Consider the following 14,108-nt stretch of genomic DNA (forward strand, 5'->3'; position numbering starts at 1 on the left):
CGAAGTCACAGACTCGCCGGCTTCGGGCCCGAGTGGGCGACCGGTTGCCTGGAGCAGCGTCGGAAATACGGTGAAGGGCGGGAGTTTACTGCACAACCGCCCCGATCCGGCCGGCCGGGACCGCCCGGGACCGGCCAGTCGCCCTCAGCGGGCCTCCTGGTCCAGCCGATCGATGTCCTGCTGCAGGCGCCAGGCCGCGCGACGGTTGATCAGGATGATCGCCAGGAACACCGCGCCGATCAGCAGGTCGACCCCCAAGCCACGCGCGAAGGGCGCGTCGACGGTGAGCTCGGTGTCCACGCCCCAGCGGAAGAAGACGACGCCGGGCAGGAACGGGCCCACGTACCAGACAGGCACCGAGCGCAGCGCGTCGCGCTGACGTTCGAACTGGCGGCGCTGGTAGTCGAGCCAGGACCGCTCGCCGCGATCCGACGGCGCCGCCTGCGTCGACGCTCTCACCCGCAACTGCCAGGCGACGACGAAGGTGGCCAGGATCGTCAGCACGCTGCCGGTGCGCATCAGCGGATACGGGAAGGAGAAGAAATAGATCGAGAACACGACGACGACGGCGACGCAGCACAGGTACTCGAGCGTGTTGCGGAACGCGATGCGCCGCTGGAAGCCGGTGGCGGCGCCGCGCAGCGCGTCGAGGTCGAAGTCCGGGGCCGTCGTGGGCTGGGCGCGCCATTGGCGCTTGAGTTCGTCGTCGGCGTTCGCGGGGAACGGTTCGCGGCGGCCGGAGGGATCGCCGCCGCCGTTGGCGTCGGAATGGGCGTCGGAATGAGCATCGGAGGGGCGGTTCATCGTTGGGGCTCCCTGAAACGGAGTTGCTGCGCCAGCACCGCCTTGATGCGGTGCACCTTGGTTGCGACGTTGCGCGCGGACAGGCCGGTGATCTCGCCGATGGCGGCGGCGTCGAGGTCCTCGAGGTAGAGCAGCATCACCTCGCGGTCGGTCGGCTTGAGCCGGTGGATCAGCGCGAACAGCCGTTGCAGGTCGATGCGGCGTTCGGCGGACTCGATGCCGGCATCCGGGCTGACGATGGCCTCGACCTCGGCGTCGTCCAGGTCCAGGTAGCCGCGCTCGGCGACCTTGCGGCTGCGCTCGACGTGGGACGCGCCGACGTTGTGGGCGACGCGATAGGCCCAGGTGCGCAGCGAACACTGCCCGCGAAAGCCCGCCAGGCTCTGCCACAGCGCGACATGCACGTCCTGCAGCAGTTCCTGGCGCCGGGCCGGCTCGCGCTCGTAGCCGGCGACGAAGCGGGCGATGTCGGGGCCGTGCCGTTGCGCCGCCTCGCGGTACAGCGCGTCCTGGCGCGCGGGATCCACGGCCTCGGAGGCGGGCGTGGCGCCGGCGGTGGGATCGTGGGTCGATGAGGTGTCGGGCATGGGCGTCCTGTCGGGCGGGATGAACTTCCTTTCCCAGGTAGTCCCCGGCGCGCGGAGTTTCTTACACCGGCCGGCCGCCCCGCTGCCGAAGGTCCGTCATCGACACGGCGGCCCTTCCTACAGACGCCGGCGCGGCGCGCGCCTACCTTGAAGGGCATGAAGCCCGTCCCGCCCGTCCCCCCGGAGGCGCCTGAAGCCTCCAAGGCGCCCCATGCGCCCTCCTCGACCGACGACCGCCCCGCGCCGAAGGACGAGGACGGCGTCCCGCTGCTGCTGCGCGGGTTCTCGGTGGTGCACGCGGCGCTGGCGCTGCTGTTCACGGCGATGGCGCTGCTGCTGCTGGTGATCGCGGCGCGGGAGACGTGGATGGCCTTGAGCCTGGAGCTCAACGACGAGGCGGCGCAGTTGGTGATCGAGGCGATGGGCGTGCTCGCGGCGGCGGTGGTGGCGCTGCAGATCGCGCAGACGATCACTGAGGAAGAAGTGATCCGCAGCGCCCACATCAGCGCGCCGACGCGGGTGCGGCGCTTCCTGTCGCGGTTCATGGTGGTGATCGTGGTCGCGCTGGCGATCGAGGCGCTGGTGGCGACCTTCCGCGCGGCGCATTCGGACTCGACGCTGCTGCTGCACGCGGCGGCGATGGTGCTCGCGGTAGGCGCGCTGCTGACCGGCTGGGGCCTGTTCATCCGGCTGAACCGGGCGGCGGAGGAACTCGAGCCCGAGGCCATGCAGGAGGCCAAGCGCGAGGATCACAAGTTGAAGTAGCGCCCCTGGCCACGGAGGGCTGGGCCTCCCGATCCGAGTCTCCTCCCCTACCGGACCAAGGCAGCGCGCCTGCGATCCCTACTGGATCCGGTCATGGCGCGACTCCCGGTCGGTCGCGACGATAGGCACCAGATGTTCAAAGCGCTCTGAACCTCTCGCCCGCCCGATCGCGCGCTCAACCCCCAAGAGACTTCGCCGACCCGATGAATGCCACCGACGCCGCCATCCGCAAAGAGAACGATCGCACCCGCCTGCTCCGCCTGCTCGACGAACTGGAGGCCTTGCTGCGCATCGCCAGGCTCGTGCTGCGAGAGGATCCACACGCCCGCTTGATGCCGCCGAAGGCGGACCTCGAGTCGTGACCGCGCAAGCACTGACCGCGCAAGCGGCTCAAGCCGGCAGATCGCCCTTCCCCATGAACACACTGTTCGGGTCCTCGGCATAAGCGCCGAACGGCCCGCGGCTGCGATAGCCCAGGCGCTCGTACAGGCCGATGGCTTCGGGCTGGAGGTAGCCGGTCTCCAACAGGAAGACGGTGCAGCCCTTCGCGGCGGCCTCCGCCTCGAGCAGGTTCAGCAACGCCCGCGCGACCCCGCGGCCGCGCTGGTTGGGCTTGGTGAACATGCGCTTGATCTCGCCGAAGCCGGTTTCGAGCACGAGCGCGCCGCAGCCCACGGCGATGCCATCGGCGTCGCGCGCGACAGCGAAGAGCACGTTCGGGCGCGACAGCGCGTCGATGTCGATGCCGTGGTGGCTTTCCGCCGGATAAAGCGGCCGCTGGTACGCGTCGAGTTCCTCGATCAGCGCGAGGACATCGGGTTGATCAGCGGGTTCGAGGGCGATCTGCATGCGAAGGGACGGCGGCTCAATCGTTCAGGAACGGCAGCGTGTCCTGGAAGTTCTGGGCTTCGACCTTGCGGGCGACGAGCCGCGCGCAGCCCTTCAGGCGCGAGAGATCCGCCATTTGCAGGGCGGGATTCGGATGGGTGCTGAAGCAGCAGACGGTGCCGAAGATGCGGCCATCCGAGAGCACGACCGGCGCGCTGAGGTGGGCGCCGATGGGCACGGCGGTCGGCGGGAGTTGGAGTTCCTCGGCGACCGCGGAGGCGTTGGTCATCAACTCCGGGGCGCGGCCCTCGACGATGCGTTGGCAGTAGCTCTGCTCCAGCGGCCCGGAGTCGCCGACGTTGACGCCGATCGCGGAGGCGCCGTCGACGAAGCGGAACACGCGCATGCCGTCCTGGAATTCGGAGACGAAGACGACGTCCATGTCGAGCTGCAGGCGCAGGCCGCGCAGCACGTCGGAGATCCGCGCGTCCAGGTCCGGATCGAATCCGTCGGAAGTGGCGGCGAGCAGTTCGGAGATGGCGACGTCGAGGGAATGGGCGGTGAACGGGCGATCGAACATCAGCGGCGGCGATCAGAAGTTGCGGCAGGGAGAGCCGGCCATGCTACCGAGACGAGGCAGGGTCGCGGCGGTCGAAAAGCGGGTGGAGGTTACCGGCTGTAGCGATTCGTGCGCCTAACGCCCGGTGGTGGGATTCACGCGGGCGACGAGCTCCTTGAAGCCGGTCGCGGCGTCGGTCTCGCGGGACAGTGACCAGTCCGGCAGCCAAAGGACGAGGACCTCGGCGGTCGTCCGCACGATGTTGCCGTTCAGCAGATGCCCGCCGGTCACGCGGCCCTGCGCGTCGGCGACGCTCGCATGGAGATGCGCGCCATCCGCGGAGAGCGAGCCGGAGAGCGTGAGCAGCTCGCTCGGCCCGGGGATGAGGTGCTCATCGCTCGCCGCGGCGAGGCGCAGACGCGCGTCGGTCAGGCTGCCGATGGCGGCGATGACGAAGCCTGATTGGCCGCAGCTCACGCAAGCGGCCTCGAGGGCTCGCCGCAGGTCGTCGCCGGGGTTCAGGCGGAGGGGGTGCGGATGCATCGGGCCAGTGTAGGCGGCCCTCCCCTGGCGGCTTCGGCGCCGGACCGGCGTCAGGCGAGGCTGCGGATCACGATGTCGCCGGACTTCGATTCGTCGAACGCCATCCGGCCCTTTAGCCCCTGGTGTTCGTCATAGGGCGATTCGTACGACCACACCGCGTCGTTGGCGACGTGGTCGCTGGTGCGGATGTCGAAGTAGCTGGCCTCGCCCTTGAACGGACAGGTGGTCGAGGTGGCGGTGCGCTTGAGGCGGTCGGTCTGCACGTCGGTGCGCGGGAAGTAGAAGCGTGGCGGGTGGCCGGTTTCCTCGACGCGAACGACGTCGCGGGAATCGGCCAGCGTCTGGCCGGCGAACTCGACCGTCATGCGGCCCTCGACTGGGATCTCGTTGACGTGGTGCTCGGGGTGGTCGCGGTGACCAGGGGACTTGCTCATGAGGGGTCCTTCACGGTGGGCGGGGGAAGCCTCCGTGGCGAGCAAGGGGCGTGCCTCGGGACGCGCCACATCGAGTCGACTCAGCCGAAAACTTCGGAGTACCAGGAAGCGTTTGGATTCTGAAACCAATCGACGAATTCGGCACGATCAAATTGAGCCAATTGGCGTTTATCCACTCCGTACCGATGGAAGAGCGCCAGCAACTCTCTCAAGGCGTTTTCATCAATCAGGTTCGACTGAACTGTGATGAACAAGACTCTCCCGCGGCCTTCAAACCTCTCCACGCACGGAAGATCGCGCAGCCATTTGAAGAAGACCGATTCGTCGTATTGCGAATAGAACCGCACGCTGGCGGCCTCAAGTTGAATGCTGCTTACTTCAGTCATTGGCGCGCTTGGATCACCCGAGCCTCCCGGCCTGTCCGGCGTCTTGCTTGAGCAATTCCAAATTTTCGAGTGCTCGAATCAGACTAGTCTCATCCAAGGCGAAGTCTCCAGAGCCTCCCAACCAAACGATCCAGTCGGCGACAACTGACAACTCTTTTACGTTCAGTTGAGGCCAACGCGCAAGGAAATGGCTGTCCCACAAATCCGGGTTGGGCGTTCGGTCCAGCATCGATGCCACTGTCACTGCCGTGATCGCATTCCTGGTGTCTTCCTTGAGAGTGGCCAACATGACACCCGGCAAGTAGTAAATGAACGCTTCTAGAGCCATCAAATTGATGGCATCAAAGTTTTCTTCCAGAGTATCGAGCGTCAATTCGTGCCAGTCGCGTTCACCAATGGCGAGAACGCCTGCGACCTCATCCTCCGTCAGTTCTGTGGAGGAAATAAGCACACCAGGCTTTGCCCGATGCGAAAACGCCTCATGCAGTGAGTCAAAAGACATCTTCAGAAATCGCTTGCTTACCCTTGCTGGGCCTCGTCCACCGCCAAGTGATAGACGCTGGGAAATCGAATTTCCATCTCTTCCTCGCAAGTCTCAAAGCCTTCGACGACGAACACCTCGTCTGAACCCAAGCGCTGCACGACATCCCAGTCCTCGCTGTGGCCGATAGACACGAAGCCGTCAACATACTCCGACGCCTGGATGCTCGACGAGGACAGTTCGAATCCACCGAGTCGAGTCTTCAGCGTGCTGTAGCGCGAGAAAAACTCTCTGGTAATCGGGCCTAGCTGCACGAGCTGGGACACGGCCTCTTCCGCTGGTTCGACGAACAGCTTCTCCCCCTCTGCAATAAGACCTTCGACCGCGGCTCGGGCCTGATCGACTGACATTGCACCAACTTCATTGTTCATATGATGGAACGGAGTATCCAAATGCTCGAAATCGATTTGAGGTGCGCAATGGGATCGCCGTCGAACCTCAATCGCTTGGAGGGGTCGTTGGCATCGACTCGTCACGCAGTCGACCTTTCTCATCGAACAGCAGCGAGAGGCGTTGAGCTTCTGAAAGAAGCATGCTCCAGAAATCTGGCCATTCGTTGAGGACTGGCGCTGCCTTGCGTTGCGGCAGACGAATAACCTTCAATGTCTCGCAATCAAGGGCAAGCCTTGAACCGTCATCAAAATATCCGCCAATGAAAAAGTACGAGTCTTTTGCACCGCGCGGTCTTTCTTGAACGTTGGGCGCCTCTAAGGCGAACGGCTGCCATGCGGCATCGCCGGTTCGATCGTATGTAGCCCTGAGCCCATAGATCGCAAGATGACCTGAGAACAGATTAACTTCATTTGTATGGGCCAAAAATTCACGAAAACCAGTGGTGGCCGGCGTATCCCGGTGCCGCAGCAATCTCAGCCACGCCCCCTTGCATGCTAAATCAACCCTGTCCGGCAACCATAAAGTCGCAGTAGATCTGCTCCAACAGCACAAGACGTCCGTCTACGGTCTGCGCCTTTACGTAGCCAAAGTCAACGTGACCGTACGGGTTCCAATCAAAGAATTCGACATAGCGATAATGTGCAATCTCGGCCACGTCAATAGAGCTGGGCAACTCCCATTGAATATTTTGACTTTGGTCGACGTTGCCATATTGCACAGGAACATCAGTGAAGCCACTCTTGGCACGCAAATTGATCGGCAATGGTATGCGCCGATAGTCATCTGCTACGTCTAGCATGCCGGCAGGCAATAGCACCAAGACACGAAGCAATTCCCGTTCGATCTTATAAAATGACTCCTAAACCTCAGGAGATACTGGCGAAATAGTGTGCAACAGGTATGTATTCCACACATGCCGCGCCGCCTCCTTGAACCGCAGCATGTCTGTGGTGATGTCTGCCATTATCATTTCCCTTCTAGTCCTCGGCTCGATCGACCCGGATAAAACATGCGGGTTTTCGGATCTTGGTTTTACCGACTCTCGGGTCAGCAGCTATTGTCATAGGCTTGGCCGAGCGTTGCGAGGAACCAAGTCGCTTTAGGTGGACAGGGTTTGCACTTGCCATCGCGGCCTCCGCCCGGATTGCCCGAAGGCAGGAACACCGAGCCCTATCGCCGATACCTCAAAATTATCCTCCCGTTTACGACTTCATACTCCATGCGGGCCTTGTTGGAAATTGCATATACATGAGCGTGAAATAGATAATAAAGGGCGAAGCTTGAGAAACCTGACAACCAATGAGATTGAATTAATGGGTCTACATTGAGCGCCGGCGGCCATGTGGGGACTACCTTTTTAGATAGCCAATTTTTTGCACCACCAAGAACTTGCACTTCCACATCAGCGCGAGACAATCCATCTCGAAAACTCTTTGAAAAATCTGAAGACGGATAAGTCATTACAACTTTAGTCATGCTTAAACATTCCTGCAAACAGCACAGGAAAATATGCGAGATAGCTTCATGAAGTTTCCTGAGAATTCGCGCACAACACTCATGCAGACCTTTAACTGCAAGTATCAGTCGTTCTTGGGTGGCTGTATCGGCATTTGCCCTTCCTCCTCAGCGCCACGACATCCACGGGTGTTCACCAAGCGTTCGCCTGCAGATTCGACGGTCATACGGGCATGGACGGGATCTCGATGAGGTGGTGGTCGCGATAACCAGCGGGCCTGCTCATTAAGGGTCTTTCGCGGGAGGTAGGGAAAGCCTCCGCGGCGAGCAAGGGATGTCCCTCGGCGGCCACCTCATCGCGTCAATTCAACCGAAGACTTCGGAATACCAGAAAGCGTTTGGATTCCAGAATCAATCGGCGAATTCGGCACGATCAAATTGAGCCGGCCCGCGGGCGGCGATCACGCTGGGGGGCCAACAAGGAGTACCACGCTAGGGCGTTCGTGCGGGCATACGCTTATTGGGTCCTCTTAGCCCGATAAGTCGGTCGACACATGTGCGATTGACGTTGAGGCGAAAGTTGGAACTCAACTGTTCCTCGATCTGAATCGTATGCGCGCAACTCTTCCTTCAAGCTGCTGGAAAGCACGAATCGCTGAACTTTCGAGCGAGTGTTGACTGTGGGGTTCATGCTGCCGGCGCCAATGGTCATGCAGACATCCTCAGGACGAGACGCAAGGTTGTACGACCCGCCTTTGGCGTCCTTGTAGGCGATTAGCGCCGTGTAAGAGTTCCCGCCACTTGCCAAGAGATACGGCCATGCATTCACAGTGGTGTGCGTCTCGCAAGTCTCCACGGCGTACCAAAGCTCTGCATCGCGGTCACTTGCGAGACTTGCAAGGTCAACGTCCGCGACCAACGTCAGCTTCAGGTAACCAATGGCAGAAACCGCGTTGCCCGCATCGTCTGACACTGCTGTTTTTGTTGTTAGCAAACTGACGGTTGAGACACGTATTTCAGGGCCGGAGAGACATGCAGTCAGGGTCGACAAGAGCGCCGGGAGGAGCAGCGCACCAAGTATCTTCATTGGCTTTTCTGGCAGGTGTACGAAGAAGAGTTCGAGTCAAGCAACAACTGTAGCGTGCTCTTCCTACCCAACGGCACGAATTCAAATATATGGCGCTTGACGCGGATTTTTCTTTCGCGCTTCCGCACGCCGGGGCAACCGCTCAGTCGATGAAGCCAAACTATCTATTGGTCATCGGAAAAGTAGTTATCGATACAAAGCGGAACCCCAAATTCGCCAAGCTTTCGTAGGAGTCGCGACGATAATATAGGGCCGCCATCAAATGAATTTTGAAAGTGTCCGCACCACCAAATGGCATCAAATTGCTGGGACAGTTCAACGATCTCGCTACTTTTCTTATCCAGAATATTCAGAAGAAAGCTCAGCCCCTCTTCCAAGGAAAACCATTCCGATTTAAAACCAACGGCATCTTGGCCGTTGTACGCCCAGAAAGACTTCCGCGGCCTTTTTCCTGACGAACCTTCGCCTTTAGAAAATGAATTACTCGATTGCAAATTCAGTCGAGATGATATTTCGGTTGGATCCAGATTCTCGCCAGAGAATCTAAGCTCCACTGTATAGATATGCGATGAGATCATTTGTTGACGGTCACGGTATTGCCACATTTGCGGGAATCGTAGGCCAGAGCGGTGGAAACAATGACGGCACCATCCGTATGCAACGATAGACCACATATGCCGTGCCGGCAACGACCACCACTTTTGCGGTCTTCTGACATTCTTCTCCGCAAGCGGATGCAGATGCAGACGCAGACGCAGGCGCGGAAGCGGGTGCTGGCGGTGGGGGCGGTCCTCCGCAGCCATTCTTTCCGTCTGGTTTACCGTACGAAATCCATTCTGCGTGCGCATCCGCGAGTTCTTCTCTGGTGGCATCTTGATCGCCGGGTTGCTTTATGCACTGATGAAACCAACGTTGGAAATTTCTATCGTTGAATTCCCACCATTTTCCGGTCTTGCCACCTTGTCTAACGTCCCCTTGGGGATCAATAAAACTCAAGGGATCGCCCTGAACATATGCGTACGAATTTATACCTCCATGCAATCCAATGGGATCAGATTGCACATACCTCCCCGTCGTCCCGTCATAGTCCCGGAAGTAGTTGTAGTTCAGCCCCGATTCCTTGTCAGCGAATTGTCCGGGGAAGCGCAGGTTGAAGGCGATGGCGCCGAGGCCGCTGGGGTTCTCTTCCGCTGCCGTCGATCCGAACGGCTCGCTGATCCAGCGCCAGCGCAGCGCGCTGTTCTTGTCCACCAGCATGCGCGGCGCGCCGAGGTGGTCGGCGTAGACGTGCAGCACCTGCGGGTCCGCCGCGGCGCCGTTGAGCACCGCGACCGGCAAGCCACCCAGCCACACGAACTCCTGGTTCGGCGCGGTCGCGCCGTACTCGCCGAGCAGTTGCCCGCCCTGGTCATAGACGAAATGCGTCGTCTGCGATCCGTTCTTCCGGATCCGCTGGCCACCCGCGTCGTAGCTGTAGTACCAGGTCACCGCGCCCTTGGTGAGCGAGCCCATGCGGTTGTCGAGCCGGTAGGTCGTCGTGTACGCCAAGCCGGTATCGCTCAGCGTGTTGCCCGTCGCGTCATAGCCGAAGCTGCGCGTCGGGTTGCTGATGCTGTCCAGCCGGTTGCTCGTCGCGGAGGTCGAGTAGCTCCTCGCCGTGCCGTTGAGCGTCACGCCCGCCCGATTGCCGTTGGCGTCGTACCCGATCGTCCAGCTCGCTGACGGCGCGACGATGCCGATCAGGCGGCCCATCTCGTCGTAGCTGAAGCTCTGGTTCATCGCCTGCGCCGCGGCCGTGGATTGACCCGTCGCCGCATCCAGGTGCGTGTAACTGACGATCCGGTCCGCGGCGTCATAGGTGATGTCGCGCACCACGCCCAGCAGCGGATAGCGCACCAGGCGGCCGTATTGGTCGTAGACCCGCTCTTGCAGCTTCGTCCCGCTGGCCATGTGCATCAGCCAGCTGCGCACACCACCGAAGGGCTCCCACTGGATCCCGCTGATCAGCGGTTGAGCGGGGCTCGCGGCGTCCTTGGCGATGCTCATCGCCGTCGGGTAACCCTCGGCGTAGGTGATCGTCAGCACGCGGCCCGACGGGTAGGTGATGCTGGTGATGTGATCCGCCCGGTCGTAGCCGTAGCGGGTCGTGAACGTCGCCGTGCCCACGGTCTGGATCACCGCGACCACCCGGCCGTTGCCGTCGTAGCCGTACTTCGTGTTGCCCGCCGAGCCCGTGGCCGTCGTGAGCCGGCCGATGCCGTAGCCGAAGTCACCGCCGGTCTGGTCGTAGGTCCAGGTGTATGGCAACGACTGCCCGCCGAGCGTGTACGTCGCCGACGTCATCCGGTTGAGGTCGTCGTAGACGTAGGTGCCGAGCACGCCCCGGCTGTCCGTGCGGGTGAGCAGGTTGCCGTTGGGGTCGAAGGTGCTGTTGGCGGTGCCGGTATCCGGGCTGACCAGTTGCGTGAGGTCACCCAGCCCGTTGCGCTGGTACGAGGTCACCAGGCTCCGGGGATCGGTGACCTGCTTCAGCTGGTCGAGACCGTCGTAGCCCAGCGCCGTCACGCCGTTGCGGGCGTCGGTGTTGGTCTTCACCCGGTCCAGCGCGTCGTACGCGTTGGTCGTCGAGAAGCCGAATCCCGAGACTCCCTTCGCCTTGATGACCTTGGTCGGATTGCCCTTGGCGTCGTACTCGTAGTCGGTGACGGGCGCCGGTGAGACCGGCGGAGGCGGCAGCGCTGCGTGCGCCGTCATCGCCGCCAGCAAGGCGGAGACGCCCACTGCCGTGACGGCCGTGATCGAAATGATCGAGTCCTTCGCGGACGCGACCCCGCCCCGGCGCTGCTCGCGCCTGTCGATGCTGTGCTTCATGGCTTACTCCCTGCCCGTCGTCTGTTGCGCGCGACCCAGTGCATCGAACACGCGGTTCATCGACCGCTTGAGCGTTCCTTGCGGATCCTTGGCTTTCTCGTCCGTCCGGTTGCCGCTGGCATCGAGCGTGTACTCGACGCGGTTGCCCAGCGAATCGAACACCGCCGCCAGCCGCTGCGCGTCGTCGTACTCGTAGTTCACCGCGCCGCCGTCCGTCTGGGTCACCTGCTTGACCTGGCCGGTGGGCCAGTACGTGTAGCCGGTGGTCTTGCCCAGCGTCGTCGCCGACGACAGCCGCTGACGCGCGTCATACGCGTAGACCGTCGAGATCCCGTTCGCGTCGACCGACTCCAGCGGCTTGCCGAAGGCGGCATAGCGCGGGAACTGCACGACATGCTCACGGGCATTGGTCGTCGATTGCAGGTCGCCCTTCGTGTGGTCCGCGGTCGTGTCCGTGTAGTACACGTTGGTCGCGACCACCTTGCCGCGTGCATCGGTCTCGGTGAGCACCTGGCCGGTTGCGTTGTAGGTCCAGCTCGTCGCGCGGGTCGCCACGCCCGCCTGCAGCGTCGCGCTGAAGCCCTGGGCGCCCGTGTCGTCGGTCGTCGCCTGCTCCACGCGCTTGCACAGCACGACGATCGGCGTGCCGTCGGGCAGCTTCGCGTCGGCCGGCGCGCAGCTCGCCGTCGTCCCGCCGTTCAGCGGATCGGGCTGGCCGTTGTAGACCAGCGTCGTGATGCGCCGCGGCTCGGCGGTCCGCGTGGCCAGGCGCCAGGTCGGATGCCATTGCGAACTGACCTTCCGCGCACCCGCCGGCACCGCGCCCGCCAGCACGCTGGCGCAATCGGCCGTCGTGGCCAGGCCCTCGACGCGCGCCGTCTCCAGGTTGCGCGTCAGGTCGAAGCTCGCGCAGCGCCGATTGCCGTTGGCATCGTCGTAGCGCGTGACGTTGAGGTTCTGGTCGAGCACGCGTCGCTCCGTCGCCACCGTGCCGCCGCTGCTGCCGCGCGACCGTTCGGTCCACTTCACGCTGCCGTACTGGCCGCTGGCCGACAGCGTCTCGACGTCGCTATTCGGGTAGCTCACCCGCACGCCTTGCGGCACCTGCAGCACATGGTCGCGCCGCAGCGTCTGGTTGGCCGAGTCGTAGGACTCGACCACGCCCCACTTGGGCGCCGTCGTCCAGCTCACCGCATACGCATCCAGCCCGTTGGCCCGCGACGTCGACGTCGCGCGGCCCTCGGCGTCATAGGCATAAGTGCCGGCCCGGACCTGGCGCTCATCCAGATAGCCGGTCAGCGCCCACGGGTTGCGGGTGTCTTCGTAGAGGAAGGTCTTGGTCGCGCCGTCGGCGTAGGTCAGGCCGGCGAGCCGCGCCTGCGTGTCGTAGTTGAACTGCACGTCCACACCCGCGCCCTCGATGCGCGAGAGCCTGTAGACGCCATCCGCGCCCTTGGCATAGCGCAGCTGGCGCACCCGTCCCGTCTCGTCCGTCAGCGCCACCGGCAACGCGTCGGCATCCGGTTGGTCCGGCGCGACCAGCGCGCCGCCGCTGCGCGTCACGTCGAGCGTGCCGCCGTTCAGGCGGGTCAACCGCGTGAGCACGCCATCCTTGTTGAACTCCTCGATCGTCATCGCGTTGGCGTCGACGTACAGGTAGCCGGTGGCCGTCACCACCAACCGATCGTTGAGCGACGCCGATGCCGGCACATAGCTCGTGCCCGAGCGCACGAAGCTCGTCCAGTTGCCATCGCCGCGCAGCACGTTGATGAGCTTGGCGGGCTTGCTCAGGGCCTTGTCCACGTCGGTCAGCACGCGGCGCTCGAAGCTGGGCTTCCAGTCCGCGCCGAGGAACTGCGCGTCCGAGCGGATGAACGGCTGTTGCGCCGCGTCCGCGTAAGGCACCCGGCGCACCGAGTTGAAGGTCACCGTCAGCGGCATGCCGCCGATGTCGCCGACTTCGACGGGCTGCAGCCTCGCGCCGGTCAGCGCGACCAGCGAGCTGCCGTGGCAGGTGTCGCAGGGCGTGGAGATGACACGGTCCACCACCGGCACGCACGAGTTCTTGGCGGGGTCGTAGACGCCCTCATCGCAGACGCACTCGCCGCTCCCGGTGTCGTAATGGATGTTCGGGACCTTGTTGCAGGTCTTGAGGAACTGCGAGGTGTGGGTCCGCTTGTCCAGCACTGGCGTGCCTTCGCAGACCGGCTGGTTGTCGGGGCCGGTGGAGATACGAGGCGAGACCATGCGCGTCGACTGGAACCGGCACACGGCATCGCCGTTGCTCCATGAGCCCGAGACCTCGCAGGCCCCGCCGGAGAAGGTCACCGGTGTGCTGCAGGCCCCTGCATCGGAGCAACTGCCATTGGCGAAGGCCAGGACACGCGCCTGGATCTTGTCCGGCTCCGACGGCCGGCCGCCATGGCCGACGACCAGCCAGTACCCGAACAAGGTCGGATGCTTGGTGATGCCGTCCGCTCCGTCGCCAGTGCATTGGCGCGGCAGGAACCCCGTCGAGCCGGGGTTGTCGGCCGGTGACCAGTCCCGCGGGACGATGCGGTCATAGGCCTGCGCGAATGGCGCCACGAGCAACAACCAGACCAGCGCCAGGACGGTTTGGCTTGCCCAGGTCGCGGACGCGGACCCCGGGCGCTTGGATGAGAACAGCATGCGGATGGACTCCCTGATGGATCGAACCTCAGGAAGACGCGCGCATCCCACGATCGCTGCGTCGCTGCCGCCGAGCCGGCCTGCGTCTGTCGCGCTTGAGCCGGTCCGTTCTCTCTCCCTGATTGAACGGCGGCGATTCTGCCGAAGCCCCCCACCCGCTGCCAATGCCCCCCGAACGGGGATGG

16 protein-coding genes are annotated in these 14,108 nt (G+C 63.2%); 2 read left to right on the forward strand and 14 right to left on the reverse strand.

From position 1 onward, the window contains the following. Positions 1–144: 144 nt before the first annotated feature. Together N5D62_RS04600 and N5D62_RS04605 are read right to left on the reverse strand one after the other, a co-directional pair. A complete protein-coding gene (locus N5D62_RS04600; protein ID WP_279756420.1) occupies positions 145–804 on the reverse strand; it encodes a hypothetical protein in 660 nt (219 codons plus the stop codon). Then, entirely contained in the window at positions 801–1,391 is a 591-nt protein-coding gene (locus N5D62_RS04605) for a sigma-70 family RNA polymerase sigma factor (protein WP_279756421.1), read from the reverse strand. The genes N5D62_RS04600 and N5D62_RS04605 overlap by 4 nt, the downstream gene beginning before the upstream one ends. Positions 1,392–1,715: 324 nt before the next feature. On the opposite strand from N5D62_RS04605, the gene N5D62_RS04610 reads away from it, so the two are divergent. Both N5D62_RS04610 and N5D62_RS04615 read left to right on the forward strand, forming a co-directional pair. After that, positions 1,716–2,156, forward strand: a complete 441-nt coding sequence (locus N5D62_RS04610) for a hypothetical protein (protein ID WP_279756614.1) — start codon at positions 1,716–1,718, stop codon at positions 2,154–2,156. Between the two features lie 203 nt (positions 2,157–2,359). After that, positions 2,360–2,518, forward strand: coding sequence for a hypothetical protein (locus tag N5D62_RS04615; RefSeq protein WP_279756422.1), 159 nt, complete (start codon positions 2,360–2,362; stop codon positions 2,516–2,518). Between the two features lie 28 nt (positions 2,519–2,546). On the opposite strand, the gene N5D62_RS04620 is transcribed toward N5D62_RS04615, so the two are convergent. The 12 genes from N5D62_RS04620 to N5D62_RS04675 form a co-directional block, all read right to left on the reverse strand. Beyond that, the gene (locus tag N5D62_RS04620) at positions 2,547–3,005 is read right to left on the reverse strand and encodes a GNAT family N-acetyltransferase (protein ID WP_279756423.1); all 459 of its coding nucleotides are present in this window, start codon (positions 3,003–3,005) and stop codon (positions 2,547–2,549) included. A gap of 16 nt (positions 3,006–3,021) precedes the next feature. Next, positions 3,022–3,564: a GAF domain-containing protein gene (locus N5D62_RS04625; RefSeq protein ID WP_279756424.1), complete on the reverse strand. Its 543-nt coding sequence runs from the start codon at positions 3,562–3,564 to the stop codon at positions 3,022–3,024. 114 nt (positions 3,565–3,678) lie between these two features. Further along, a complete protein-coding gene (locus tag N5D62_RS04630; RefSeq protein WP_279756425.1) occupies positions 3,679–4,086 on the reverse strand; it encodes a DNA-binding protein in 408 nt (135 codons plus the stop codon). A gap of 50 nt (positions 4,087–4,136) precedes the next feature. Further along, positions 4,137–4,520 carry a DUF427 domain-containing protein gene (locus tag N5D62_RS04635; protein WP_279756426.1) on the reverse strand — a complete coding sequence of 128 codons (384 nt, stop codon included), beginning with the start codon at positions 4,518–4,520 and terminating at the stop codon, positions 4,137–4,139. A gap of 80 nt (positions 4,521–4,600) precedes the next feature. Next, positions 4,601–4,906 carry a hypothetical protein gene (locus tag N5D62_RS04640; protein WP_279756428.1) on the reverse strand — a complete coding sequence of 102 codons (306 nt, stop codon included), beginning with the start codon at positions 4,904–4,906 and terminating at the stop codon, positions 4,601–4,603. A gap of 13 nt (positions 4,907–4,919) precedes the next feature. After that, a complete protein-coding gene (locus tag N5D62_RS04645; protein WP_279756430.1) occupies positions 4,920–5,408 on the reverse strand; it encodes a DUF6714 family protein in 489 nt (162 codons plus the stop codon). A gap of 17 nt (positions 5,409–5,425) precedes the next feature. Continuing rightward, a complete protein-coding gene (locus N5D62_RS04650) occupies positions 5,426–5,818 on the reverse strand; it encodes a hypothetical protein (RefSeq protein WP_279756432.1) in 393 nt (130 codons plus the stop codon). 67 nt (positions 5,819–5,885) lie between these two features. Beyond that, entirely contained in the window at positions 5,886–6,356 is a 471-nt protein-coding gene (locus tag N5D62_RS04655) for a hypothetical protein (protein ID WP_279756434.1), read from the reverse strand. Further along, entirely contained in the window at positions 6,340–6,672 is a 333-nt protein-coding gene (locus tag N5D62_RS04660) for a hypothetical protein (RefSeq protein WP_279756436.1), read from the reverse strand. Before N5D62_RS04660 ends, N5D62_RS04655 begins: the two co-directional genes overlap by 17 nt. Positions 6,673–8,546: 1,874 nt before the next feature. Continuing rightward, a complete protein-coding gene (locus tag N5D62_RS04665; RefSeq protein ID WP_279756438.1) occupies positions 8,547–8,987 on the reverse strand; it encodes a DUF4279 domain-containing protein in 441 nt (146 codons plus the stop codon). Further along, positions 8,971–11,253: an RHS repeat-associated core domain-containing protein gene (locus N5D62_RS04670; protein ID WP_279756440.1), complete on the reverse strand. Its 2,283-nt coding sequence runs from the start codon at positions 11,251–11,253 to the stop codon at positions 8,971–8,973. The genes N5D62_RS04665 and N5D62_RS04670 overlap by 17 nt, the downstream gene beginning before the upstream one ends. A 3-nt stretch (positions 11,254–11,256) precedes the next feature. After that, positions 11,257–13,923, reverse strand: a complete 2,667-nt coding sequence (locus tag N5D62_RS04675; protein ID WP_279756442.1) for a hypothetical protein — start codon at positions 13,921–13,923, stop codon at positions 11,257–11,259. Between the last annotated feature and the right edge of the window lie 185 nt (positions 13,924–14,108).

Origin of the sequence: Mitsuaria sp. GD03876 (genome assembly GCF_029840635.1) — a bacterium.
Lineage (GTDB): Bacteria > Pseudomonadota > Gammaproteobacteria > Burkholderiales > Burkholderiaceae_C > Roseateles.

Bases quoted from the DNA above. Each gene is read 5' to 3' on its own strand.
- N5D62_RS04620 (WP_279756423.1), bottom strand. From the start codon at position 3,005: ATGCAGATCGCCCTCGAACCCGCTGATCAACCCGATGTCCTCGCGCTG.
- N5D62_RS04670 (WP_279756440.1), bottom strand. From the start codon at position 11,253: ATGAAGCACAGCATCGACAGGCGCGAGCAGCGCCGGGGCGGGGTCGCG.
- N5D62_RS04630 (WP_279756425.1), bottom strand. From the start codon at position 4,086: ATGCATCCGCACCCCCTCCGCCTGAACCCCGGCGACGACCTGCGGCGA.
- N5D62_RS04645 (WP_279756430.1), bottom strand. From the start codon at position 5,408: ATGTCTTTTGACTCACTGCATGAGGCGTTTTCGCATCGGGCAAAGCCT.
- N5D62_RS04615 (WP_279756422.1), top strand. From the start codon at position 2,360: ATGAATGCCACCGACGCCGCCATCCGCAAAGAGAACGATCGCACCCGC.
- N5D62_RS04650 (WP_279756432.1), bottom strand. From the start codon at position 5,818: ATGAACAATGAAGTTGGTGCAATGTCAGTCGATCAGGCCCGAGCCGCG.
- N5D62_RS04610 (WP_279756614.1), top strand. From the start codon at position 1,716: ATGGCGCTGCTGCTGCTGGTGATCGCGGCGCGGGAGACGTGGATGGCC.
- N5D62_RS04640 (WP_279756428.1), bottom strand. From the start codon at position 4,906: ATGACTGAAGTAAGCAGCATTCAACTTGAGGCCGCCAGCGTGCGGTTC.
- N5D62_RS04600 (WP_279756420.1), bottom strand. From the start codon at position 804: ATGAACCGCCCCTCCGATGCTCATTCCGACGCCCATTCCGACGCCAAC.
- N5D62_RS04635 (WP_279756426.1), bottom strand. From the start codon at position 4,520: ATGAGCAAGTCCCCTGGTCACCGCGACCACCCCGAGCACCACGTCAAC.
- N5D62_RS04675 (WP_279756442.1), bottom strand. From the start codon at position 13,923: ATGCTGTTCTCATCCAAGCGCCCGGGGTCCGCGTCCGCGACCTGGGCA.
- N5D62_RS04605 (WP_279756421.1), bottom strand. From the start codon at position 1,391: ATGCCCGACACCTCATCGACCCACGATCCCACCGCCGGCGCCACGCCC.
- N5D62_RS04665 (WP_279756438.1), bottom strand. From the start codon at position 8,987: ATGTGGCAATACCGTGACCGTCAACAAATGATCTCATCGCATATCTAT.
- N5D62_RS04625 (WP_279756424.1), bottom strand. From the start codon at position 3,564: ATGTTCGATCGCCCGTTCACCGCCCATTCCCTCGACGTCGCCATCTCC.